25 protein-coding genes are annotated in these 24,314 nt (G+C 62.2%); 10 read left to right on the top strand and 15 right to left on the bottom strand.

What is annotated here, in order from left to right; genetic code table 11:
- Window positions 1-235: 235 nt before the first annotated feature.
- Window positions 236-598, bottom strand: coding sequence for a copper resistance protein CopC (locus HJB91_RS01660; protein WP_210632292.1), 363 nt, complete (start codon window positions 596-598; stop codon window positions 236-238).
- A 498-nt stretch (window positions 599-1,096) separates the two neighbouring features.
- Here HJB91_RS01660 and HJB91_RS01665 point away from each other — a divergent pair, with 498 nt between their 5' ends.
- On the top strand, window positions 1,097-2,140 hold the full coding sequence (locus tag HJB91_RS01665; RefSeq protein ID WP_221153358.1) for an NAD(P)-dependent alcohol dehydrogenase: 1,044 nt from the start codon (window positions 1,097-1,099) through the stop codon (window positions 2,138-2,140).
- A gap of 14 nt (window positions 2,141-2,154) precedes the next feature.
- Here HJB91_RS01665 and HJB91_RS01670 read toward each other — a convergent pair whose 3' ends face one another.
- The 4 genes from HJB91_RS01670 to HJB91_RS01685 form a co-directional block, all read right to left on the bottom strand.
- Entirely contained in the window at window positions 2,155-2,724 is a 570-nt protein-coding gene (locus HJB91_RS01670; RefSeq protein ID WP_221102528.1) for a DedA family protein, read from the bottom strand.
- Window positions 2,725-2,759: 35 nt separating this feature from the next.
- Window positions 2,760-4,121: an FAD-containing oxidoreductase gene (locus HJB91_RS01675; protein WP_221153359.1), complete on the bottom strand. Its 1,362-nt coding sequence runs from the start codon at window positions 4,119-4,121 to the stop codon at window positions 2,760-2,762.
- A complete protein-coding gene (locus tag HJB91_RS01680) occupies window positions 4,118-4,579 on the bottom strand; it encodes a DUF4126 family protein (RefSeq protein WP_210632295.1) in 462 nt (153 codons plus the stop codon). Before HJB91_RS01680 ends, HJB91_RS01675 begins: the two co-directional genes overlap by 4 nt.
- A 97-nt stretch (window positions 4,580-4,676) precedes the next feature.
- Window positions 4,677-5,864 carry an acyl-CoA dehydrogenase gene (locus HJB91_RS01685; RefSeq protein ID WP_210632296.1) on the bottom strand — a complete coding sequence of 396 codons (1,188 nt, stop codon included), beginning with the start codon at window positions 5,862-5,864 and terminating at the stop codon, window positions 4,677-4,679.
- A 168-nt stretch (window positions 5,865-6,032) separates the two neighbouring features.
- Here HJB91_RS01685 and HJB91_RS01690 point away from each other — a divergent pair, with 168 nt between their 5' ends.
- On the top strand, window positions 6,033-6,371 hold the full coding sequence (locus HJB91_RS01690; RefSeq protein WP_210632297.1) for a cupin domain-containing protein: 339 nt from the start codon (window positions 6,033-6,035) through the stop codon (window positions 6,369-6,371).
- On the opposite strand, the gene HJB91_RS01695 is transcribed toward HJB91_RS01690, so the two are convergent.
- The gene (locus HJB91_RS01695; protein WP_210632298.1) at window positions 6,372-7,325 is read right to left on the bottom strand and encodes a LysR family transcriptional regulator; all 954 of its coding nucleotides are present in this window, start codon (window positions 7,323-7,325) and stop codon (window positions 6,372-6,374) included. It abuts the gene before it with no gap.
- Window positions 7,326-7,573: 248 nt separating this feature from the next.
- On the opposite strand from HJB91_RS01695, the gene HJB91_RS01700 reads away from it, so the two are divergent.
- The 8 genes from HJB91_RS01700 to mmsB all read left to right on the top strand — a co-directional run bounded on the left by HJB91_RS01700 (window position 7,574) and on the right by mmsB (window position 15,288).
- Window positions 7,574-7,813: a hypothetical protein gene (locus tag HJB91_RS01700; protein ID WP_210632299.1), complete on the top strand. Its 240-nt coding sequence runs from the start codon at window positions 7,574-7,576 to the stop codon at window positions 7,811-7,813.
- 334 nt (window positions 7,814-8,147) lie between these two features.
- Window positions 8,148-9,353 carry an ABC transporter substrate-binding protein gene (locus HJB91_RS01705; protein ID WP_221145042.1) on the top strand — a complete coding sequence of 402 codons (1,206 nt, stop codon included), beginning with the start codon at window positions 8,148-8,150 and terminating at the stop codon, window positions 9,351-9,353.
- Between the two features lie 5 nt (window positions 9,354-9,358).
- A complete protein-coding gene (locus HJB91_RS01710; protein ID WP_221153360.1) occupies window positions 9,359-10,141 on the top strand; it encodes an ABC transporter ATP-binding protein in 783 nt (260 codons plus the stop codon).
- Window positions 10,141-10,842, top strand: a complete 702-nt coding sequence (locus HJB91_RS01715; RefSeq protein ID WP_221124025.1) for an ABC transporter ATP-binding protein — start codon at window positions 10,141-10,143, stop codon at window positions 10,840-10,842. The genes HJB91_RS01710 and HJB91_RS01715 overlap by 1 nt, the downstream gene beginning before the upstream one ends.
- A gap of 4 nt (window positions 10,843-10,846) precedes the next feature.
- Window positions 10,847-11,734: a branched-chain amino acid ABC transporter permease gene (locus HJB91_RS01720; protein ID WP_221153361.1), complete on the top strand. Its 888-nt coding sequence runs from the start codon at window positions 10,847-10,849 to the stop codon at window positions 11,732-11,734.
- A 1-nt stretch (window position 11,735) separates the two neighbouring features.
- The gene (locus HJB91_RS01725) at window positions 11,736-12,725 is read left to right on the top strand and encodes a branched-chain amino acid ABC transporter permease (RefSeq protein WP_210632303.1); all 990 of its coding nucleotides are present in this window, start codon (window positions 11,736-11,738) and stop codon (window positions 12,723-12,725) included.
- Window positions 12,726-12,801: 76 nt separating this feature from the next.
- A complete protein-coding gene (locus tag HJB91_RS01730) occupies window positions 12,802-14,397 on the top strand; it encodes a GMC family oxidoreductase (protein WP_221124026.1) in 1,596 nt (531 codons plus the stop codon).
- 9 nt (window positions 14,398-14,406) lie between these two features.
- A complete protein-coding gene (gene mmsB, locus HJB91_RS01735; RefSeq protein ID WP_221124027.1) occupies window positions 14,407-15,288 on the top strand; it encodes a 3-hydroxyisobutyrate dehydrogenase in 882 nt (293 codons plus the stop codon).
- A gap of 8 nt (window positions 15,289-15,296) precedes the next feature.
- Here the strand turns inward: mmsB and HJB91_RS01740 are convergent, their stop codons facing one another.
- The 9 genes from HJB91_RS01740 to HJB91_RS01780 form a co-directional block, all read right to left on the bottom strand.
- Entirely contained in the window at window positions 15,297-16,076 is a 780-nt protein-coding gene (locus HJB91_RS01740; protein WP_221153362.1) for an ABC transporter ATP-binding protein, read from the bottom strand.
- A gap of 159 nt (window positions 16,077-16,235) precedes the next feature.
- On the bottom strand, window positions 16,236-16,994 hold the full coding sequence (locus tag HJB91_RS01745) for a fumarylacetoacetate hydrolase family protein (protein ID WP_210632307.1): 759 nt from the start codon (window positions 16,992-16,994) through the stop codon (window positions 16,236-16,238).
- An 81-nt stretch (window positions 16,995-17,075) separates the two neighbouring features.
- Window positions 17,076-18,449, bottom strand: a complete 1,374-nt coding sequence (locus HJB91_RS01750) for an FGGY-family carbohydrate kinase (protein WP_221153363.1) — start codon at window positions 18,447-18,449, stop codon at window positions 17,076-17,078.
- On the bottom strand, window positions 18,446-18,766 hold the full coding sequence (gene rhaM / locus HJB91_RS01755; protein ID WP_210632309.1) for an L-rhamnose mutarotase: 321 nt from the start codon (window positions 18,764-18,766) through the stop codon (window positions 18,446-18,448). The genes HJB91_RS01750 and rhaM overlap by 4 nt, the downstream gene beginning before the upstream one ends.
- Window positions 18,763-19,773, bottom strand: a complete 1,011-nt coding sequence (locus HJB91_RS01760; protein ID WP_210632310.1) for an ABC transporter permease — start codon at window positions 19,771-19,773, stop codon at window positions 18,763-18,765. Before HJB91_RS01760 ends, rhaM begins: the two co-directional genes overlap by 4 nt.
- A complete protein-coding gene (locus HJB91_RS01765) occupies window positions 19,770-20,759 on the bottom strand; it encodes an ABC transporter permease (RefSeq protein ID WP_210632311.1) in 990 nt (329 codons plus the stop codon). The genes HJB91_RS01760 and HJB91_RS01765 overlap by 4 nt, the downstream gene beginning before the upstream one ends.
- 10 nt (window positions 20,760-20,769) lie before the next feature.
- A complete protein-coding gene (locus HJB91_RS01770; protein WP_221153364.1) occupies window positions 20,770-22,305 on the bottom strand; it encodes a sugar ABC transporter ATP-binding protein in 1,536 nt (511 codons plus the stop codon).
- Window positions 22,306-22,379: 74 nt separating this feature from the next.
- A complete protein-coding gene (rhaS, locus tag HJB91_RS01775) occupies window positions 22,380-23,375 on the bottom strand; it encodes a rhamnose ABC transporter substrate-binding protein (RefSeq protein WP_064808509.1) in 996 nt (331 codons plus the stop codon).
- Between the two features lie 48 nt (window positions 23,376-23,423).
- Complete coding sequence (locus HJB91_RS01780; RefSeq protein ID WP_210632313.1) at window positions 23,424-24,236, bottom strand: DeoR/GlpR family DNA-binding transcription regulator; 813 nt, start codon at window positions 24,234-24,236, stop codon at window positions 23,424-23,426.
- Between the last annotated feature and the right edge of the window lie 78 nt (window positions 24,237-24,314).

Consider the following 24,314-nt stretch of genomic DNA (forward strand, 5'->3'; position numbering starts at 1 on the left):
CCATCATAATCGTGACTCCTGCTGTTCTTGTTGGAGTCAGACAAGACAAAGGGCGGCCGTTGGAGACTGCCTTTCATACTTTCTGGCGTGGAGATGATCCTTGAATCTCTCGGGCACCAATATGGATCCGGAGCGCATAAAGGTTCGAGACGGCCGAAACGGCATCAATATAAAAATCTTATAAATGCTTTCAGGCGGCTGCAGCGGAAACGAGAGCAGGGCGCGATCTTGAAATTCAAGGATCGACCCGGAACTGGTAATGGCCTTCGGCGCTGCGGCCATCCATCGAGAGGACGCGCCAGTCGAGGGTATAGAGGCCGGGCGCCATGGAGGGATCAAGCGGGATCTTGAAAATGGATCCTTCGGGACCGGAGAGGAACGGCTTGCCCAGGGGAAGCGTCCTGCCTTGGGCATCGAGCAAGGTGGCGGTCGAGCGGGCCAGATCGACGGGACCGCTGAAGGTAAGCTCGACATTGGCCGGCACGAGCTCTTCTTCCTGCTGCTGCGAGGGCAGAGACGCTTGTTCCAGCGCCGCGGCCGCCTGGTTGGCGGCGAAGAGCAGCGATGCGAACAGGCAGAATGACACGACCGACTTCATGATGGCCTTCCTATATTGCCGTTCCAATGGCGCCGGGAGCCGTCATGCTTCCGCCGCGCCATGCGGGCTGCATGCTAGTAACGCTGTCGGGGGCGATTTCGATCCCGCGTCCGTAGAATGACGCGCATTGGCAGCCCTGGGTTGTCCCTCTGAAGGGCGGCGTTCCAATCGGCCACCAATCTGCGCCAGAATTTTCGGAGCCGTCTGAAGATCCTCGAGGAAAGCCAGTTTCCGCCGACATTGTCGTTATCATGCTTCATCTCTTTTGCCGCCTCCCACTGTGTCATGGCTGATGATGAAGTAACTGTACTCTCCGGTGCTCTCTTCCGGAATCATACGGAGGTTTATCAGCGGTTATCTTTCGGGCTACGCATATGAGCATTTCGTCACGTGATGAGCAAAAGCTTACGTTGGCGGTTGAATTGAAGCGCCTTGCGGTCTTATAGTCGGCTCAACGGCACCCTCTGAATCGCCGGGCCATAGGGAAGGAAACCGAGAATGACCAAAGTCCGTGCGCTGGTGCTGGAGCGCCAGCATGAGCTTGCGTTGCGCGACATCGATCTGCCGCTGGAGACAGGGCCGGGGCAGGTGAAGATCAAGATTCATACCGTCGGCGTCTGCGGTTCGGACGTTCATTATTACACCCACGGCAAGATCGGCCCCTTCGTCGTCAACGCGCCGATGGTGCTCGGCCATGAGGCGGCCGGCACGGTGGTCGAGGTGGGGGCCGGTGTCACACATCTGCAAGTCGGCGACCGTGTCTGCATGGAGCCGGGCATCCCCGATCCGAACTCCAAGGCGAGCCGGCTCGGCATGTACAATATCGATCCTGCCGTCAGCTTCTGGGCGACGCCGCCGATCCATGGCGTGCTGACGCCCGAAGTGGTGCATCCGGCCAATTATACTTTCAAGCTGCCCGACAATGTCAGCTTCGCCGAAGGCGCCATGGTCGAGCCCTTCGCGGTTGGCATGCAGGCGGCAGCCAAGGCGACGATCGCGCCCGGCGATACCGCTATCGTTCTCGGCGCCGGGCCGATCGGCACGATGGTCGCGATCGCCGCCCTTGCCGGCGGCTGCGCACGCGCGATCGTCGCCGATCTCGCCCAGCCGAAGCTCGACATCGCCGCGCAATATCAGGGCGTCATCCCGGTCAATATCCGCGAGAAGAACCTGATCGAAGAGGTCGGCCGGCTGACCGACGGCTGGGGTGCGGATGTTGTCTTCGAATGCTCCGGGTCACCCAAGGCCTGGGAGACGATCATGGCGCTGCCGCGCCCGGGCGGTGTCATCGTCGCCGTCGGCCTGCCGGTCAATCCGGTCGGCTTCGACGTCTCGACGGCCACCACTAAGGAGATCCGCATCGAAACGGTGTTCCGCTATGCCCACCAGTATGAGCGTTCGATCGCACTCTTGGCATCAGGCCGCGTCGATCTGAAGCCACTGATATCGGAGACGTTCAAGTTCGAAGATTCGATCAAGGCCTTCGATCGCGCGGTCGAAGCGCGGCCGAGCGACGTGAAGCTGCAGATCGTTATGGAATAGGCGCCGCAGCGCTCTTACGGATGGCTGCCGCTTGATTTCATCCTGCGAAAGAGTAGAGCCGCCACTGCCACGACAGCGGCGGCTGCGATGGCGATCAGCAGGTGCCGGTGAAGGGGCAGGCGGCCGAGTGTCTGCTGGATGCCGTGGCCGAACAGATAGCCGAGCGCTGTGAAAAGCTGCCCCCACACTAACGCGGCTACCGCATTCAGGACGATGAATTTGCCGGTCGATATCCGGGTCGTGCCGATGACGATCGGGCTGATGGTGCGCAATCCGACGAGAAAACGGAACGCCAGGATGAAGCCGGTCTGATATTTCTCCAGAAGCCCGGTTGCGCGAGCGAGCGCGGGTCTTTCCATCAGCCGGCGCACGACGCTCCATTGCGCGGCATAACGGCCGGCGAAGAACCAGAGTTGGTCACCGGCGAAAGAGCCCGCGGTGGCCGCCAGCGACGCCGACCAATAGGTGAGCAGTTCGCGATGGGCAATCACGCCGCCGAGGAAGGCGGCCGTCTCGCCTTCGAAGGCTGCACCCAGGAAAATCGCCAGCAGGCCGTAGTTTTCGATCAGCGCTTCGATAGGCATGCGCGCCTCCAGCTCTTCCCGAGGTCAGGTCACGGCTAAACCGGCTTCAAATCCCCAAGCAGCGTCGGAATCAGCTCCGACACCGTCGGGTGGATCGGCACCGACCATTTCAGCGCGGGATAGGTGGTTCCCGCATTCATTGCATCGATCAGGCCATGGATCACTTCGTCGCCTTCGATGCCGAGGATCGCCGCGCCGAGGATCTCTTTGGTGTCGGCATCGGCAATCACCTTCATGAAGCCCTTGGTCTCGCCGCGTTCATTGGCCCGGCCGACGCGGCTCATCGGCCGGGTCGAGACCATGATACTGCGGCCGGAGGCACGCGCCTGCTTCTCCGTCATGCCGACGCGACCGAGCGGCGGGTCGATGTAGAGCGCATAGGCCGGGATGCGGCTCGAGACCCTGCGGTCGTCGCCGTCGAGCAGGTTGGCGGCGGCGATTTCGAAATCATTGTAGGAAGTATGGGTGAAGGCGCCGCGGCCATTGCAGTCGCCGAGCGCAAAGATGCCCTCGACATTGGTGGCAAGCTTGTCGTCGACGGTGATATAGCCGCGCTTGTCCGTCGCCACGCCGGCGGCCTCGAGGCCGAGGTCGTCGGTATTCGGTTTGCGGCCGGTGGCGATCAGCACATGGCTCGCATCGATCTTCGCCGCGCCGACGGCAACGCCAATTCCGCTGCCATTTCGCGCGAAAGCGATGTTGCCGGCGTCGGTGTGGACTGTGATGCCTTCGGAGCGCAGTATATCGGCGATCGCGTCCGATATATCTTCGTCCTCGCGCGAAGCGAGCTTCGGGCCGTGCTCGATGACACTGACTTCGGCGCCGAAGCGGCGATACATCTGGGCGAATTCCAGCCCGATATAGCTGCCGCCGATCACCGCCAGATGCCGCGGCAGCGTGTCGAGATGAATGATCGAGGTGCTGGTGAGGTAGTCGATGTCATCGATGCCGGGCAGCTCGGGGATGACAGGTCGCGCGCCGACATTGAGGAAGATGCGCGGCGCCGTCAGGGTCTCGCCGTTGACGCGGACGGTCTTCGCATCCTCGAAGCGGGCATGACCGTAGATCACGCTCATGCCATCCATGCTGTCAAACCAGCCGATCAGGCCGTTGCGGGCGTTCATCGTCACCGTTTCCGCCCGGGCTCTCACCACTTTCATGTCGATAGCGATTTCCCCGGGGATATTGACGCCGTAGGCGGCACCGCTTCTTGCGACATGGGCGGCGCGGGCGCTGGCGACGAGAGTCTTCGTTGGCATGCAGCCGGCATTGACGCAGGTGCCGCCGAGGAACTTGCGCTCGACGAGCGCTACCTTCATGCCCTTTTCGACTATGCGGGCGGCGAGGAACGGGCCGGCCTGGCCAGCGCCGATAACGATGGCGTCGAAGCTTTTCATGACACGGCTCCCACGATCAACACGGCAGCGACAACGGCAACGGCATCCTCGATGAGGGCGGCCGGCGGATCCTTGCCGAAGGCGGCGGCAAGCCTGGCGCGCAGCGCGGCGCCGCCATAGGTGCCGATGACGGCGCCGATCACGCCGGCGATCAGCCCGCCGAAAAGCAGGCTACTGGCTGCGCCGATCGTGGCGCCGGCAAGTGCTCCAGTGACGATGCGGGCGCCGAACTGCATCGGCACCTTGCGCGACGGCGTCGATGGCAGCTGGTCGGTGACGAGTTCAACGACGGCGAGAACGGTGAAAATCCACGGCGTCCACCGGTAGCCCATGAAGGCAAGCGGCGTCTGCGATACGTCGAACCAGCCGAGCGCCGCACCCCAGGCGACGGCAGCGGGCGCAGTCATGGCGCGAAGGCCAGAGATAACACCGATCAGCAATGCAAGAAGCAGAAACATGCGTGATCCCCTCATTGCCGGCCTTATGCCGCAGCCAGGGAAGGTCTCACATTGTCAGGCGCGTGGCAATTCGCCAGGTCTGGCCGGGCTCTGCAACTCAATTTGCAAAGGCGGCGATGCCGGTGATCGCCCGGCCGATGATCAACGCATGGATGTCGTGCGTGCCCTCATAGGTGTTGACCACTTCGAGGTTGACGAGATGGCGGGCGATGCCGAATTCGTCGGAGATGCCGTTGCCGCCGAGCATGTCGCGGGCCGCGCGCGCCATATCAAGCGCCTTGCCGCAACTGTTGCGCTTGAGGATCGAGGTCAGCTCCACCGGCGGATGGCCTTCCTCCTTCATTCGGCCGAGCCGCAGGCAGCCCTGAAGGCCGAGCGCGATCTCCGCCGCCATGTCGGCGAGCTTCTTCTGGATCAGCTGGTTGGCGGCGAGCGGCCGGCCGAACTGCTTGCGCTCCAGCGTATATTGCCGTGCCCTGGCATAACAATCCTCGGCGGCACCAAGTGCGCCCCAGGCAATGCCGAAGCGGGCCGAGTTGAGGCAGGTGAACGGTCCCTTGAGACCGGTGACGCCGGGCAGAAGATTTTCTTCCGGCACGAAGACCCCGTCCATCACCACTTCGCCAGTGATCGAGGCGCGCAAGCCCACTTTGCCGTGGATGGCGGGGGCCGAAAGCCCCTTCCAACCCTTTTCGAGTATGAAGCCGCGGATGAGGCCATCCTCGGTCTTCGCCCAGACGACGAAGACATCGGCGATCGGTGCATTCGAGATCCAGGTCTTCGAGCCGGTCAGGCTATAGCCGCCGTCGACCTTCCTGGCGCGTGTCGCCATCGAGCCTGGGTCGGAGCCATGGTCGGGCTCGGTCAGGCCGAAGCAGCCAATCCATTCGCCGGTCGCAAGTTTGGGCAGGTATTTCAGCTTCTGCGCCTCGGACCCGAAGGTTTCGATCGGCACCATGACAAGCGAGGACTGCACGCTCATCATCGAGCGATAGCCGCTGTCGACCCGTTCGACCTCGCGGGCAATCAGGCCGTAGGAGACGTAACCGAGGCCGGCGCCGCCATAGTCGGGGGATATCGTCGGGCCGAGCAGGCCGAGTTCGCCCATTTCTCGGAAGATGGCGGGATCGGTCTTTTCATTGCGAAAGGCGTCGAGAACACGGGGAGCGAGCTTTTGCTGCGCATAGGCATGGGCGGAATCCTGCACCATGCGCTCCTCGTTGGTCAGCTGCTCCACCAGGCGGAATGGGTCGGACCAGTCGAAAACTTCGCGCGTATGCTGCATGGCAGCGTCTCCTCATTCAGCCTTGCCTCGCTCAAGGTCGCATAGACCCGCCAGCCGAGCGCGTCAACAACAAGGCGTCCCTATCGAAAAGACAGGGGCGGCCATCTTTTCAAACGCGACGCCATGATCCACTTTGCCCGCGGTCGATTCTGGAATGAGGAGGCGGAAATGTCGTCAAGCGATCTGTTCGTATCGGGCGAGGGGGCCGATTGGATCAATCCGGAGCCTGGCGTCACCAGGCGCGTCATGACCTATCTGCCCGAGATGATGATGGTAGAAGTGGCGTTCGAAAGCGGCGCCGTGGGTGCTGCCCATTCGCATCCGCACATCCAGGCAAGCTATGTCGCCGAAGGCAGCTTCGAGGTGACGATCGATGGCCGCACCGAAGTGCTGCGGCAGGGCGGCAGCTTCATCGTGCCGCCCAATCTCGTCCATGGCGTCAAGGCACTGGAAAAGGGCCGGCTGATCGATACCTTCACGCCGCACCGGGCCGAGTTTCTCAAGTAATCAGCTTTCGGATTCCGACCGGCGCGCGGAACTGGCGGCGGCGATATAGGGCGGCACGAAGCGCGCATCTTCGCCGCGCACGGCCTCGCGCAGAAAGTCGATGACCGCCCGCACACGCGGCGCCTGTTTCAGATCGCGATGGCAGGTAATCCAGTAATGGCGCTTGAGGTCGATCTCCTCGGGCAGCACGCGCACGAGCTCGGGATAACGGCTGGCGAAGAAATAGGGCAGGATGCAGAGGCCGAGGCCGTTTCGGGTGGCGGTGAGCTGCGCGAAAATGCTGGAGCTCTGGAACTGCGGTTTGATGCGCGGATGCACATCGCTGAGATAATCCAGCCCCGGCGCGAAAATCATTTCCTCGATATAGCTGACGAAAGGATGCTGAAGCAGATCTTCGCGGCAGGTGATGGCAGGCGCCTTTGCCAGATAGTCGCGCGAGCCGTAGATCTGCAAGTGATAATCGGTCAGCTTTTCAGCGTAATAAGGCCCGCCTTTCGGCTCGTCGAGCACAACTGAAAGATCGGCCTCCTTGCGCGACAGCGACATGATCTGCTGGATGGTCACCAGCTCGAGCGAAAGATGCGGATGCTGGGCTGCAAAGCGCGGCAACACGGTGGCGAAGAAGAAATTGGCAAAACCCTCAGGCGCGCTGAGGCGCACGAGGCCGCGCTGCGCCATCGAGCCATCGGCAAGGTCGGTGCGCAGCCGCTCGGTCTCCTGCTCCATCCGCTCGGCCGTCTCGATGAAACGCGTGCCCATGGCGGTCAACACGTAGCCACGCGGATTGCGTTCGAAGAGCTTGACCTTGAGGGCAAATTCCAGCCGGTCGATACGCCGAGAAACGGTGGCGTGGCTGGAGCGCAACTGCCGGGCCGCCGTCGAGAGCTGTCCGGTACGGGCGACGGCTAGAAAAAACTGCAGATCGTCCCAGGTAAACTGCGGTGAGTTCGTCATCGCCATTCCCTCCGTTCAACAACCAGCAACGAATAGCATGATCTTTAAAGATTGATACAATTCATTGTTTTGTTTGAGTTTTGTTTCCAATCTATCGGCAATCGGAGGCTGCGTGTTCGGCGAAAGCCCTGGAGCTCGATGAGGCCGGGGAGGCGCCGGCGATAAATCCGTTGATGCTTCGGCGGCGGCGCTTTCAGTCTCTCTGAGTAATGCTACACGGCCGCGTTTGAAATTTTGAGGGAATATTGATGAAGAAATTGGCTCGCCTGCTGCTGACGGTCGCTCTCGCATTCGTTGTTGTTATCGGTTTTCGTTGGTATCGCTACGTCTCCAACACTGAAAGTCCCTATGACGAAGTCGGCATCACGCTCAACTCGGCTATGCCAAGCCCGATCAATGCCTGGGGCTGTGCCAAGCTGAAAGAAACCTTTAGCGGCGTCTTGCCTCCCTATGGCTGCGGTGCCGACAACGGGACGCAGTGGAAGTAACAGCAGCCTGAACGTGCCGAAATGCGCCTGTGGGATGAACGGACAAAGTAGGATTGTTCATTCGGCTGATGGCACATGCCTGCACAACTGCAGAAACTGCCCTAGTTCTAGCGCTGAGCGCTGATTCCTGGCGCTCCCTGAGGTTGGGATGGAAATTGTGCAGCTTTCTGTCTGTGCAAAAATGAACAGATACTGTTTGGAATTAGTTGTAAACCACCCGTTGCTTCAGGCGAGAATTTCCATGATCGTAGGACGAGGGGCGGTCGTTCTGAGGAGTGCGACCGGCCAAATCTGAACAGACCCGCAATCTGGCTCATCTCTGGGAGGAGAGAATATGCGTAAGAATCTCATTGCATCAGTTGCATTTCTGCTTGCGAGCAGCACTGCCGTGCTCGCGCAGAGCGCGACCGACGGCAAGGTCAAGATCGGCATCCTGAACGACCAGTCGGGCGTTTATGCCGACTTCGGCGGCAAGTCTTCCGTCGAGGCCGCCAAGATGGCCGTCGAGGATTTCGGCGGCAAGGTGCTGGATGTGCCGGTCGAGATCGTCGATGCCGATCACCAGAACAAGCCGGATATCGCCTCAAACATTGCCCGGCAATGGTACGACACCGAGCAGGTGGATGCGATCATGGAACTGACGACCTCCTCGGTGGCGCTTGCCGTGCAGGCGATCGGCAAGGAAAAGAAGAAGATCGACATCGTCACCGGTGCGGCGACGACGGATCTCACCGGCAAGGCCTGCTCGCCCTACGGCTTCCATTGGGCCTACGACACCCACGCGCTCGCTGTCGGCACCGGCGGCGCCCTCGTCAAGCAGGGCGGCGACAGCTGGTTCTTCCTGACGGCCGACTATGCTTTCGGTTATTCGCTGGAGCAGCAGACCAGCGAATATGTCAAGGCAAGCGGCGGCACCGTCGTCGGCGCCGTCCGCCATCCGCTATCAACCCAGGACTTCTCCTCCTTCCTGCTACAGGCGCAATCGTCCGGCGCCAAGGTGATCGGCCTCGCCAACGCCGGCCTCGATACCTCGAACGCCATCAAGCAGGCGGCCGAATTCGGCATCACCCAGGGCGGCCAGCATCTGGCGGCGCTGCTCTTCACGCTCGCCGAAGTCCATGGTCTCGGTCTCGAGGCAGCGCAGGGCCTGACGCTGACGGAGGGCTACTATTGGAACCGCGACGACGAAAGCCGCGCCTTCGCCAAGAAGTTCTTCGACCGCACCGGCAAGATGCCGAACATGATCCATACCGGCACCTATTCGGCGGTGACGCAATATCTGAAGGCGGTGCAGAAAGCCGGCACCGACGAGACGGAAGCCGTCGCCAAGCAGTTGCATGAAATGCCTGTCGACGACGTCTTCGGCCGCGGCGGCACGGTCGGCCCCAACGGCCGCATGATCCACGACATGTATCTGCTGCAGGTCAAGAAACCTTCCGAAAGCAAGGAGCCGTGGGATTACTTCAACGTTCTCGCCACCATTCCCGGCAAGGACGCCTATATCGATCCCGCCAAGAGCGGCTGCGATCTGGTGAAGTAGGCACGATGGCGGTTTCCGCGAGTGAAACTCAGGAAAAGCCGCGGGTGGTATTGTCCGCCCGCGGCCTGCGCCGCGATTTCGGCGGCTTCACGGCCGTCAAGAATGTCGATCTCGACGTGCATGACGCCAGCGTGCATGCGTTGATCGGCCCCAACGGCGCCGGCAAGACGACGGTCTTCAACCTGCTGACGAAGTTCCTGCAGCCGACGGCTGGCACGATCACGCTGATGGGCACCGACATCACCGGGACCCCGCCCGACAGGGTGGCGCGCATGGGGCTGGTGCGCTCCTTCCAGATCTCGGCGGTCTTTCCGCACTTAAGCGTGCTCGACAATGTGCGCGTGGCGCTGCAGCGGCCGAACCATCTGTCGACGCAATTCTGGCGGCCGCTCTCGGCGCTCGACCGGCTGAACGAACGCGCCGAGCAACTGCTTGCGAGCGTCGGCCTTTCCAAGGAGCGCGACCATTTCGCCGCCGATCTTTCCTATGGCCGCAAGCGCGTGCTGGAGATCGCCACGACGCTGGCGCTCGACCCGAAAGTGTTGCTGCTCGACGAGCCGATGGCCGGTATGGGGCATGAGGATGTCGGCGTCGTCTCCGCGATCATCCGTGACGTCGCCCGCGACCGGGCGGTGCTGATGGTCGAGCACAACCTCTCCGTCGTCGCCAATATCTGCCAGCACGTCACCGTGCTGCAGCGCGGCGAGATCCTTGCCGAGGGCGACTATGCCACCGTCAGCCAGGATGAGCGCGTCCGCGAGGCCTACATGGGCACGGAGGAGCACTGATGACCGCTCTCCTCGAGGTCCAGGGCCTCAACGCCTGGTACGGCGAAAGCCACATATTGCACGGCGTCGACATGCATGTCGGCGAGGGCGAGACGATCACCATTCTCGGCCGCAACGGCGTCGGCAAGACGACGACGCTGCGCACCATCACCGGCATCGTGCGCGCTCGCAAGGGCAGGATCAGCTTTGCCGGCAGCGACATGATGCATGTGCCGCTGCACAAGACGGCGCACCGGGGCATCGGATTCGTGCCGGAGGAGCGCGGCATCTTTTCGACGCTCACCGTCTCGGAAAACCTGCTGCTGCCGCCTGTCGTGGCGGCGGGCGGCATGACGCTCGACGAGATCTACGAACTCTTTCCCAATCTCTACGAGCGCCGCGGCAGCCCGGGTACCAAACTTTCAGGCGGCGAGCAGCAGATGCTGGCGATCGCCCGGGTTCTGCGCACCGGTGTGCGGCTGCTCATTCTCGACGAACCGACGGAAGGGCTTGCTCCGGTCATCGTCCAGCGCATCGGCGAGGTACTGAAGAAGCTCAAGGAGCGCGGCATGACGATCCTGCTCGTCGAACAGAATTTCCGCTTCGCCAGCCGTATTGCCGATCGCTTCTATCTGATGGATCATGGGCAGATGGTGTCGGAATTCCCGGTCGGCGAACTGCCGCAGCGCATGGATACGCTGCACAAGGTTCTGGGAGTGTGACCAGATGACGATGATCTTCGGCATTCCCCTGCAGGCGCTGCTCGGCCAGCTCTTGATCGGCCTGATCAACGGTTCGTTCTATGCGCTGCTCAGCCTCGGCCTCGCCATCATTTTCGGCCTGCTCCGGGTGATCAACTTCGCCCATGGCGCCCAATATATGCTCGGCGCTTTTGTCGCCTATCTGCTGCTCGCCTATGCCGGCATCGGCTATTGGCCGTCGCTGATCCTGGCGCCTGTTATCGTCGGGCTTGCCGGTGCCGTCATCGAGCGGCTGTTCCTGCGCCGGCTCTACGATCTCGATCCACTCTACGGCCTGCTCTTTACCTTCGGCCTGGCGCTCGCCGTCGAAGGCACCTTCCGCTATCTCTACGGTTCTTCCGGCCAGCCCTATGCGACGCCGGCAGCGCTTGCCGGCGGGGCCAATCTCGGCTTCATGTTCCTGCCGATCTATCGCGGCTGGGTGGTCGTCGTCTCGCTCGTCGTCTGCCTCGGCACATGGCTGCTGATCGAGAAGACCAAGCTCGGGGCCTATCTCAGGGCTGCGACCGAAAACGCCGTGCTGGTCCAGGTCTTCGGCGTCAACGTGCCGGTACTGCTGACGCTGACCTACGCGCTCGGCGCCGGCCTTGCCGCCTTTGCCGGTGTGCTGGCGGCGCCGATCTACCAGGTCTCGCCGCTGATGGGCTCGAACATGATCATCGTCGTCTTCGCCGTGGTCGTCGTCGGCGGCATGGGATCGATCATGGGTGCGATCATCACCGGTTATGTGCTCGGCATCGCCGAGGGCCTGACCAAGGTCTTCTATCCCGAGGCTTCCAACATCGTGATCTTCGTCATCATGGCGATCGTGCTTCTCATCAGGCCCGCGGGCCTCTTCGGCCGGGATGCCTGACATGACTGACATCACCGAAACCATCCGAACGGAAAAAAGTCGAACCGCTCTATCGGTGCAGGCGGGCTTCCTGCTTGTCGGACTGCTGCTTCTGCTGCTCGCGCCGTTCTTCTTCTATCCGATCTTCCTGATGAAGCTGCTCTGCTTCGCGCTGTTTGCCTGTGCCTTCAACCTGCTGCTCGGCTATACCGGTCTGCTTTCCTTCGGCCATGCCACCTTCTTCGGCGGTGCCGCCTATTTCACCGCCTATACGGTGAAGGCATGGGGCCTGCCGCCGGAACTCGGCATCCTGATCGGCGTGGCGGGGGCGGCCTTTCTCGGCTTGGTCATGGGTTTCTTCGCGATCCGCCGCCAGGGCATCTATTTCGCGATGATCACGCTGGCGCTGTCGCAGATGTTCTTCTTCTTCTGCCTGCAGGCCAAGTTTACCGAAGGCGAGGATGGCATCCAGTCCGTGCCGCGTGGCCACCTCTTCGGCTTCATCGATCTGAACAACTCGACCAACATGTATTATTTCGTGCTGGCCGTCTTCCTCGTCGGCATCCTGATCATCTGGCGTTTCATCAATTCGCCTTTCGGCATGATCCTGAAATCGATCCGCGAAAACGAGCAAAGGGCGATCTCGCTCGGTTATTCCGTGACGCGCTACAAGCTCGGCGCCTTCGTCATGTCGGCAGCGCTTGCGGGGCTGGCCGGCGCGGTCAAATCGATCGTCTTCCAGTTCGCGACGCTCACCGACGTCGCCTGGCAGATGTCGGGCGAGGTGATCCTGATGACGCTGCTCGGCGGCATCGGCACGCTGATCGGCCCGCTTTTCGGCGCGGGGTTGGTGGTGGCGCTGGAAAACTACCTCGCGACCTCGGAATTTCCGGTGACGATCATCACCGGCGTCGTCTTCATGGTCTGCGTGCTGATCTTCCGCCGCGGCATCATCGGCGAATTCTATGCCTCGCGGCTCGGGCGGAAGCTGGGCTTCGTCTATCGCCGCTAACGGGCGGCCGTCTCCCTCTTTCGCAGCGTGGGCAGAGGCGGGCGGCCAAGCATCTGGATTTTCGTGCAGGGCGCACATGGATCGTTACGACTACATAATCATCGGGGCAGGCAGTGCCGGCTGCGTACTCGCCAATCGTCTATCCGCCGACGGCAGGAGCCGCGTGCTGCTATTGGAAGCCGGCGGCAGCGACAACTACCACTGGATCCATATCCCAGTCGGCTATCTCTATTGCATCAACAATCCGCGTACCGACTGGTGCTTCACCACGGCGCCGGAAGCGGGGCTGAACGGCCGGGCGCTGAGCTATCCCCGCGGCAAGGTACTCGGCGGCTGCTCCTCGATCAACGGCATGATCTATATGCGCGGTCAGGCGCGCGATTACGACCTCTGGCGGCAGATGGGCTGCAGCGGCTGGGGCTGGGACGATGTTCTGCCCTTCTTCCGCAAGTCCGAGGATTTTTATCGCGGCGAAGACGAGATGCATGGGGTCGGCGGCGAATGGCGCATCGAGAAGGCGCGGGTGCGCTGGGCCGTGCTTGACGCCTTCCAGCAGGCGGCGAGAGAAGCCGGCATCCCCGAGACGGAAGATTTCAACCGCGGCAGCAATGAAGGTTCCGGCTATTTCGACGTCAACCAGCGCTCGGGCATACGCTGGAACACGTCGAAAGCCTTCCTGCGCCCGGCGCGCAAGCGCTCCAACCTGACGGTGCTTACCAAGGCGCAGGTGCGGCGCCTGCTGGTGGAGGAGGGGGCCGTCGCCGGGGTCGAATTCCAGCACCAGGGCGTGGCGAAGCGCGCCTATGCGGGCAAGGAAACCATCCTTTCGGCCGGTTCGATCGGCTCGCCGCATATTCTGGAACTCTCCGGCATCGGCAGGGGCGAGGTGCTGCAGCGGGTGGGCATCGATGTCGTCACCGAGATCAAGAGTGTCGGCGAGAACCTGCAGGATCATCTGCAGCTGCGTCTGGCCTATAAGGTGACCGGCGTTCCGACGCTGAACGAAAAGGCGACGAAGCTGATCGGCAAGGCGGCGATCGGGCTCGAATATCTCGTCCGCCGCTCCGGGCCGATGGCGATGGCGCCGAGCCAGCTCGGCATCTTCACCCGCTCGGGGCCGGACCGGGAGACGCCCGACCTGCAATATCACGTGCAGCCGGTCTCGCTCGAAAAATTCGGCGACCCCGTCCATCCTTTCCCGGCGATCACCGCGAGCGTCTGCAATCTGAGGCCGGAAAGCCGCGGTTCGGTGCACCTGTCGAGCCCGGATTTTGCCGCACAGCCGACGATCAGCCCGAAATACCTCTCGACGCAGCGCGATCGTGACATAGCTGTCCGTTCGATACGGTTGACACGCAGGATCGTCGCGCAGCCATCCTTCGCGAGGTTCCGGCCGGAAGAGTTCAAGCCGGGGCCGAGCTATCAGACCGAGGCCGATCTGGAGCGGGCGGCCGGCGATATCGGCACGACGATCTTTCATCCCGTCGGCACCTGCCGTATGGGCGCCGACAGGGAGAGCGTCGTCGATCCCAGGCTGAAACTCAGGGCGCTCGGCAAGCTCAGGATCGCCGACGCCTCGGTGATGCCGTCGATCACCTCGGGCAACACCAATTCGCCGACGATCATGATCGCCGAAAAGGCGGCGGCGATGATCCTCGAAGACAATCGATAGGAGAAGACCATGGCAAGGATCGCATTCATCGGGCTCGGCAACATGGGCGGGCCGATGGCGGCCAATCTCGTCAAATCGGGTCACGAGGTTCTCGGCTTCGATCTCGCCGCCTCCGTGCTGAAGGCGGCCGAGGCGAGCGGCGTCAAACCGGCGAGCCATGCCAGCCAGGCAGTCAAGGACGCGGAGATCGTCATCACGATGCTGCCGCAGGGCCGGCATGTGCTGACGGCGTGGACCGATATCCTGCAGACTACCGCGCAGGGAACACTTGTCATCGATTGCTCGACCATCGATGTCGAGAGCAGCCGCAAGGCGCATGAGATGGCCAACGCAGCAGGCTGCCTGTCGCTTGATGCACCCGTCTCGGGTGGCACGGGCGGCGCGAGCGCGGGAACGCTGACCTTCATGGCCGGCGGCTCCCCGGAAGCCTTCGCCCGGGCGAAGCCGATCCTCGAAGCCATGGGCAAGAAGATCGTCCATTGCGGCGAGGCGGGCGCTGGTCAGGCGGCGAAGATCTGCAACAACATGATCCTCGGCATCTCGATGGTCGGCGTCTGCGAAGCCTTCGTGCTGGCCGAGAAACTCGGCCTCTCGCATCAGGCGCTGTTCGACGTCGCCTCGACCTCATCAGGCCAGTGCTGGTCGATCAACACCTATTGCCCGGTTCCCGGGCCGGTGCCGACCTCGCCTGCCAACAATGGTTACAAGCCAGGTTTTGCCGCAGCCTTGATGCTGAAGGATCTCAAGCTCTCGCAGGAGGCGGCGCTCGCGAGCGGCGCTTCAACGCCGATGGGCGCGGAGGCCGCGCAACTTTATGCGCTCTTCGAAAAGCAGGGCAATGGCGGCAGGGATTTTTCCGCCATCATCGAGATGTTCCGCGAGAAGGTGTAGGCGACGGCCTACAAGAGATAGCTGACCGGTTCCCTTCGAACCGGGTGCGGGAAGACGCCCATGCCGACGCCGAAAATCGAGTGCAGCGTGTCGGCCTGCATGATCTCGGCGGGCGTGCCTTCGGCCGTGATCCGGCCGCGGCTGAGCGCGACGATCGCGTCGCAGTAGCGGGCGGCGAGGTTGATATCGTGCAGCACGATGACGACGGTCAGCCCGCGTTCGTGGCTGAGATCCTGTACCAGGGAGAGAACGCTCGCCTGATGGGCGAGGTCAAGCGCCGATGTCGGTTCGTCGAGTAGCAGGCAGCTGGCATCCTGGACGAGCATCATGGCGATCCAGGCGCGCTGGCGCTCGCCGCCGGACATGTTGGCAACGAGGCGATCGGCAAAATCCTCAAGACCGGTGCGGGCGATCGCCTCCTCGACCTTGCTGCGGTCCGTTGCGGTGAAGCGCCCGAGCGTACCGTGCCAGGGAAAACGGCCGAGCGCCACCAGTTCGCGCACGGTCATCCCGTCGGCCGCCGGGGTGAATTGCGGCATATAGGCGACGTGCCGGGCAAACTCGCGGGCACCCCAGTCAGCCGCCGGCTTGTCGTCGAAGGCGATGGCGCCGGATTGCGGCGCGATCTGGCGGGCGAGGATCTTCAAAAGCGTGCTCTTGCCGGACCCGTTCGGCCCCACCAGACCGTAGATGCGGCCCTTTTCGAGGGTCAGGTCGACGCCCGAGAGGATCGACTTCGGCCCGATGGCATAGGTAATTCCGGACAGGGCAAGGAAGGACGAAGGCATGGTCTGCTCCAGGTTCGGCACTGCAGGTTCGGGAGGCAAGCCCTCCCTTCACACCCGGTTCCTGCAAAACTAAACTATGATTGTCAACTTACCTTTTTCCGCTGAGCAAGAAAGCGGGAGCGCGGGCATTGTCGAGGCCGCAGGCAGAAATGACGTCAATCAGGTCTTCGACACCGAAAAACTCAGCCTGGCGTCGCCGAAGAGGATGTCGATCTCGCCGGGTTCAGACAGTTCGATGGCGCCGCTCAACGTGCCCGTCGTGATCAGCGCGCCTGCCTTCAGCGATGTTTCCGGACGCAAGTCGTCATTGGCGTAGTCGACCAGCCAGGTGAGAACGTCGCCCTTCGGATGCTGGGCCGGACCGTCATAGATGGTGCGGCCGGCATGGGTGACCTTGAGCGGCGTGCCGCCGGCGGTATCGACAAGGCTGTTGTCGAGCTTCGGACCGAGCACATAGCCGCTGTTGCCGAGGCGGTCGGCGGCAAAGAGCAGGAAGGAAACGCTGCCGCTTTCCCTGACCGCGCTGAGCAGCAGTTCGGCGCCGAGATGGACAGTGGAGATCGCCTTGACCACTTCGGCGCGGCTGTACGGCTTACCCGTGCGGATCGGCAGGTCATTGCCGAGGCGAACAGCAATTTCGGTTTCGAATTTCAAGCCGGGATACCAGGGGATATCAGCACCGAAGACCGATTCGGCATAGGGATGCAGCGGACCGCTGACGGCCTGGCCTTGCGGCGAGACCGTCACCTTCCATGCATTGCTGGAAATGCCATCGGCCGCGGCGAGGAAATGCTGGGCTTCCATCGCCTGATGGAGGTCAGCTGGCGGCAGAAAGGCGCTGGTCGCCTCCTGTATGCCGGCTTGGCGCAGACTGTAAAGCCTGGCTGCGAGGGCGCGCGAATCGAATGCTTCTGTCATGCTGTCTCCTCGACCTGATTTTGGAGGTGCCACACTAACCGCAAGCCGGCGAGGAACAAGGGGCGCGCCTGGGAAAAGCTGCTATTTCATCGCCGCGAACCAGCGATCGCGATAGGCCTTGAGCCTGGGGATATCGGTCGGCGGAACATGTGTCTGCGCCCCGGAGACCGGCCGGATGCCGGTCAGAAGGGCGGCCCCCTGGCTGGTGCCGGTCGAGCCGGGAAGGGCGATGACATCGCGGCCGGTGAGGGCGGCGAGCAGCTTGAGATAGGTTCCGTTCAGGGCAAAAGGCCCTTCGACGATGACAGGGCCCTTGGCGCTGATCAGTCCGAGACATGCATCGGTCATCAGCGCGAGATAGAGGCAGCTGGCGGCAAAACGCTCCTCGCGGCTCGCGTCTTCGGCGCCGATCCAGCGGCTTGCCTTGCCCGGAAACGGTCCCGAACCGGAGGCGATATTGGCCAGCAGCATGATGCCCTTGTCGATGACGGCGCCGATCGCTGCCTGCGCGGCCTTTTCGTCGACAGGGCCGATTTCGGCCGAAAGGATATCGAATTCCCGCCCGCCCATGAAACGCGAGGAGGGAACGGCGCGGCCATAGGCGTCGACATTGGCAAGCGCATCGCGTTTCGGATCGAGGTGGTCGAGATCGCCGCCGACGCCGAAACTGATGACCCAGGTGCCTGTCGAGACGACGGCGAAAGGGGCTTGCCGATGGACGAGGTGCGGCAGCAGCGAGGCGTTGGAATCGTGGATGCCGCAATAGACGGGCACGGAGATGCCGATATCGTCGGCAATATCAGGCAGGACAGGGCCCAGCGCATCGAAGGCGGAGCGGATCGGCGCCATCAGACCGCGGATGCCGAGCCTGTCGACGAGCGAGGAATAGCTTGATGTTTTCGGGTTCCAGAGGTCGGTGTGACAGCCGAGCGAAGTCAGCTCATTGGTGGCGACGCCGGTCAGCCGCGCCGCCCAATATTGCGCGTAGGTTACGATGGTCGTGACCTGGGCGAATTCCTCGGGAAAGGCGGTCTTCTGGTAGTGCAGCTGCGCGCCGACATTGAGGCCCATTGCTAGGCGCGGCGAGAAGGTTTCCTCGAAGGAAGGACGCAGCCGCGTATAGGCATCCCGGATGTCCTCCGGATATTCATGCTCGTAGTCGATCACGGGCATGGCGAGAGCACCGTCCCGGTCGAGCAGCGCGGCTGCGGCGCCATGGGTGGTGATCGAAATGGCATCGAAGCCGGGGTCCCGCGCCAGGCCTTTCAGTGCGTCGAGGGCGAAGGACCAGAGCGCCTCGATATCATAATGCGGGTAGAGGCCGGTCTTGATCATGATGTTCGGCCGTTTCAGGACGGCGATCTCGGCGCCTGTCCCACTGTCGAGCACGACGACCTTGGCATTGGTCTTGCCGATATCGAGGACGGCGATGCGGCGATAGGAACTGGTGATCATGGCATGTGGAAGAGGGTGACGAGGTCGCTTTGAACAGGCGAATTATCCGGATTGGTCGCCATGATATCGGCCATATGAGCCCACCATTTTTTCATGACCGGATGGTCCGGCAGGCTCGTCATCGTGTGGTCCTTCGACCGCGTCAGCACGCCGAACAGCGTGTTGGTCTCGCGGTCGAGATGGATCGAATAGTCGCTGGCGCCCGACTGGTGCAGCAGATCGACCAGCTCCGGCCAGATCTCGTCATGCCGCTTGCGGTATTCGGTTTCCATGCCGGGATTGAGCTGCATCTTGAAGGCGTGTTTTTCCAGGGTCATCGGGAGCTCATGAGCTTGATGCGGCGGGCGATAATCGGAATGGCGATGGTGATGATGAGGAGAAGGCCGATGAAGATCGACATGACGATGCCGGGCACGTTCAACAGGCCGAGGCCGAAGGTGACGAGGCCCATGACGAAGGCGGCGATCACGACGCCGCCGATCGTGCCCGAGCCGCCGAGGATTGAGATACCGCCGAGCACGACCATGGTGACGACCTCGAGCTCCCAGCCTTGGGCGATCGACGGCCGGGTCGAGCCGAGCCGCGAGGTCAGGCAGACGGCGGCAACACCGCTCATGACGCCGGTCAGCAGGAAGAGAATGAATTTGACGCGCTCGACCGGGATGCCGGAGAAGCGGGCGGCGAAATCATTGTTGCCGATCGCATAGACCTGCCGGCCGAAATTCGTCGCATGCAGCAGGATGGCAAAGAGGATCGCCAGCACGAAGAACAGCACGAATTCGAAGGAGAACACCCAGAACACGTAGCCCTGGCCGAAATAGGCGAAATCGGAAGGGTACTTGCCGTAGGCCTGGTCGCCGAGCACGATATAGGAAATGCCGCGGAACAGGCTCATCGTGCCGATGGTGACAACAATCGACGGCAGTTTCAGCACCGAAACGAGCACGCCGTTGAAGATGCCGCAGGCAAGGCCGGTGCCGATGCCGATCGCGACCAGGCCCGGCGTGCCGACGCCGAGTTGCGCCGCCGCCCCCATCGCCGTCGAGGCGAGGGCGATGATCGCGGCGACCGAGAGGTCGATTTCGCCCGAGATGACGAGCAGCGCCATGGCGAAGGCGATCATCGCCTTTTCGGTGAAGTTGAAAGTGGCGTCCGAGAGGTTCCAGGCATCGAGGAAATAGGGTGAGGCCACGGAATTGAAGATGAAGATCAGGATGGCGACGCCGAAGAGCAGCACTTCCCAACTCGACATGATGCGTTTGAACGGCGTGCCGAGCCGATCGGGAATGATCCGTTTTTCGGGCGTTGGAGAAACGGTGCTCATGCTGCGACCTCCGCTGCTGCGCGGTCACGCAGGATGATGCGGCCTCGATTGCGCTCGCGCCTTGCGTTGAAGACGACGGCGAGAATGATAACGGTGCCGGAGATCGCCATCTGCGTGAAGGGCGAAATGCCGATGACCGGCAGGGCGTTCTTGATGACGCCGAGGAACAGCGCGCCGAGCACGGTGCCGGCGACCGAGCCGACGCCGCCGGCAATCGAGATGCCGCCGATGACGCAGGCCGCAACGCTGTCGAGCTCGAAGCCGTTGGCGATATCGACATAGGCGACCGCATAACGCGAAACCCATAAATAGCTGGAAAGGCCGGCGAGCGCGCCCGAGAGCACGAAGGCGAGGAATTTCGTGCGGCCGGTATCGATGCCGGCATAGACGGCAGCTGTCGGATTGCCGCCGGTCGCATAGGCCGAGCGGCCGAACGGGCTGTAGCGCAGCAGCATGTACATCAGCGCGACGATGATGATCGCAACCCAGCTCAGCACCGGCAGGCCGAGGATCGGCGTGCGGGGAACGGCGAGGAAGGTCGGCGTCATCTGGTGGGCGTTCACCCAGGCGCCGCCGGAGAGCACGAAGGCCATGCCGCGATAGATGGTGAGCGTGCCGAGGGTCACGACGATCGGCGGGATTTCCAGGCGCCAGACGAGGAAGCCGTTGATGGTGCCGAGGGCAGCGCCGATCACGACCGCGGCGAGGATCAGCACGATCAGCGGCAGGCCGGGAAAGGCGGCGTTCATCATCGCGATCGCCATGCCGGTAAAGGCAAGGTTGGCGGCCACCGAGAGATCGATCGATTTCGTCAGGATAACAGTCATCTGGGCAAGGCCAAGAATGATGAGGATCGCTGTGTCGTTGAAGATGCCGGCGAGATTATCCGGTGTGGCGAAATCGGCCGCCCGCGTCGAGAAGATGCCAATCATCAGCACGATGATGGCAAAGAGCAGGGTTTCGCGTTTTCTGATCAGTTTGGCCATGCCCGTCACCTCATGCGTTTCCGGTCGCCGCGCGCACCAGCGCCTCCGGCGAAAGCTGATCGCGCTCGAAGAGCCCGGCCGACAGGCCTTCCTTCATCACCAGAACGCGGTCCGACATGCCGATGATCTCGGGCAGCTCGGAAGAGATCATGATGATCGAGAGGCCCTCTGCGGCAAGCTCGCTGATGAAGCCGTGGACGGCGGCTTTCGAGCCGATGTCGATGCCCTTTGTAGGCTCATCGAGGATGATGACCTTGGGCATGGTGGCGAGCCACTTGCCGATGACGACCTTCTGCTGGTTGCCGCCCGACAGCGTGCCGACCGGCACGGAGAGGGCGGCGGCGCGCAGATCCAGCCGCTCGGCATATTTTCGGGCGAGCGCGAATTCTTCCGCCGCCTGCAGGAAGCCCTTGCGCGAGGTGCGCGTCAGCGACGGCAGCGTCATGTTCTGGTAGATCGGCATCGGCAGCGCCAGGCCGTGGCGGCCGCGCTCTTCCGGCACATAGACGATGCCGGCCTTGATGGCGTCATGCGGCGAGCTGATCGAAATTTCCCGGCCTTCCAGCGTCAACCTGCCGGAGAGCGGCCTGGTGATGCCGAAGAGCGATTGCGCGAGTTCCGATCGTCCGGCGCCGATCAGGCCGTAAATGCCGAGAATCTCACCCTTGCGCAGGGTCAGCGAAATATCGCGGAATTCGGTGCGGTGGCTGTATTTTTCCACGTCGAGCACCGGGCCGCCGATCGCGACATCGATCTTCGGAAAGACGTTTTCGACGTCACGGCCGACCATCATGCGGACGATTTCGTCCTGCGGTGTTTCCTTGAGCTTACCCCGGCCGACAGCGCGGCCGTCGCGGAAGACGACGAAATCGTCGGCGATCTCGTAAAGCTCGTCGAACTTGTGGCTGATGAAGAGGATCGCCTTGTCCTGTTCCTTCAGGCCCTTGATGATGCGGAAGAGATCGTCGATCTCCTTGCGGGAAAGGGCGGCCGTCGGCTCGTCCATGATGACGATGCGGGCCTCGATCGACAGAGCGCGGGCAATCGCCACCAGGTGGCGTTGCGCGATCGAGAGGTCCTTCAGCCGGATCGTCGGATCGATATTGCTTTCAAGCGCCGTCAGCAGCGTCTTCGAGCGGCTGTTCATCATCTGCCAGTCGATGGTGCGGAAGCGCGTGCGCGGCGCATGACCGAGGAAGATGTTTTCGGCAACCGTCAGCTCGTCGAACAGCACGGTTTCCTGGTGGATGGCGGTGACGCCGGCATCGATCGCCGCCTGGGCGCTCGCGAAGGTCACTGTCCGGCCGTCAACCAGGATCTCGCCTTCGTTCGGCCTGTAGATGCCGGTCAGGATCTTGACGAGTGTCGACTTGCCGGCGCCGTTTTCGCCGATCAGCGCCGTGACCGTGCCGGGGTGAAGCGCGATGCTGACATTGTCGAGCGCTTTCACGCCGGGAAAGATCTGGGAGATGCCGCGCATTTCCAGAATGGCGGGGGCATCGCCGGTTTTGCTGTCCGTGACGGATTGTTGAAAGGCGGCGTTCATCGGCTTTCTACCAGTGTCGAATGAGAAATCCCGGCGGCTAACAGGCCGCCGGGCTTTTATAGAGCTGCTTCGGATCAGAAGACCTTGGAGAACTGGTCGATGTTCGAGGCATTGTAGACGAAGGGATCGGCCATGGCGGCTTCGCCGTTGTCGCCGACCTTGATCTTGCCCATGCGGCCAGCATTGATTTCGCTGCCCGGCTTGCCGTCGGTCTCGCCCTTGACGAGGCGGTAGGCGATCTGGGTGGCGGAGTAGCCGAGGTCGATCGGGTTCCAGATGGCGAATTCCTTTGTCGCGCCAGACTTGATCGCGCCGGCCATTTCGGACGGCAGGCCGAGGCCGGTGACGTAGACCTTACCGACAAGGCCCTTGTCTTCGACAACCTTGGAAGCGGCGAGAACGCCGACCGTTGTCGGGGCGACGATGACCTTGACGTTCGGGTTGGACTTCAGCAAGCCTTCGGCTTCACGATAGGACTTGTCCGAGAGGTCGTCGCCGTAAACCGTGGTGACGAGGTTGAGGCCCGGGAAATCCTTGAGCTGCTTCTTCATCTGGTCGATCCAGATGTTCTGGTTGGTCGAGGTGGTCGTTGCCGACAGGATGGCGAAGTCACCCTTGCCGCCTTCGAGATGATCCTTGGCGAGCGTCAGGCACATCTTGCCGATCAGCTCGTTGGAGGAGGGGTTGAGCTGCAGGATACGGCCTTCCGGTGCGACGCCGGAATCCCACGAGATGACCTTGATGCCGCGCTGGGTTGCCTTCTTCAGCGCCGGAACAAGCGCGTCGGGATCGTTGGCCGAAACGGCGATGGCATCGACGCCTTGAGCGATCAGCGAGTTGATCACTTCGATCTGGCCTTCGGCCGTCGTCGATGTCGGACCGGTGTAGATCACTTCCACGCCGCCGAGTTCCTTGGCGGCTTCCTGGGCACCCTTGTTGGCGGCGTCGAAGAAACCGTTGCCGAGCGACTTCACGACGAGGCCGATCTTGATGTCCTTGGCGCTGGCAGTGCCGGCCATCATGGCGATGGCGAGCGCTGCGCCGAGCGCCAGTGTCTTTGCGAATTTCATGTCACTTTCCTCCCATTAAGATTTAGACTTCCACACCTCGGCGGCGCCTCATGCGACCGACGAGGAATCCTCCTTCGCAAGCTGCGCCACCGGGGTCGCGACAATAAGCCGGACGCCGGCATTCTCGACCATGCGAGCTGCCTCTTCTGAAATCCCGTCATCGGTGATGATCGCAGAAACACGGTCGAGCGCGCAGAGAATGAGGCTCGACCGCCGATTGAACTTGCTGGAATCGACCATCACGACGAGTTCGTCGGCCTGGTGCATCAGCTTCTGCTCGCTCTGGATGATGAGGGCGTCGGCCTCCATGATGCCGAGCGGGCCGACACCCTGCGCGCCGATGAACATGCGCCGCGCATAAAAATTGCGGATCGCGTCGTTGTCGAAGGGCGACAGGATCAGGCTCTGCTCGCGATAGATCGCGCCGCCCGGCACCGTCACGGTGTTTTTGGAATGCTTGACCAGATGTTCGGCGATGGCAAAAGAGTTGGTCATCACCTGCAGGCGGTGGCCGGCCATGTAATGCACCATCTGGAAAGTGGTCGTGCCGCCATTGATGATGATGGCGTCGCCGGCCTCGCAAAGTTCGACGGCGGCGCGCGCAATTGCGCGTTTTTTATCGATGTTGACTGATTCTGAAACCCGGAAGGGCCGGCCGGCGAGATTGCCGAGCTGCGGCGGATGCACCGCCTCCGCGCCGCCGCGGACACGGCGGATCTTGCCCTGCACGTGAAGAGCCGCAATGTCACGCCTGATTGTCGCTTCAGAAGCTTCCGTCAATTCGGAAATGTCCTGGATCGTCACGACGGACTTTTCCTGAACGGCGCTTAAGATGATGCGATGACGTTCGCGTTCGTGCATTGGCTCCTCCTCTTGTCATATATATTTCGTATCTGTTAAAGCCTGTCAATCACAAACGATCATAAATTTCCATATTGC

This window comes from Rhizobium sp. NLR10b (assembly GCF_019685435.1).
Lineage (GTDB): Bacteria > Pseudomonadota > Alphaproteobacteria > Rhizobiales > Rhizobiaceae > Rhizobium.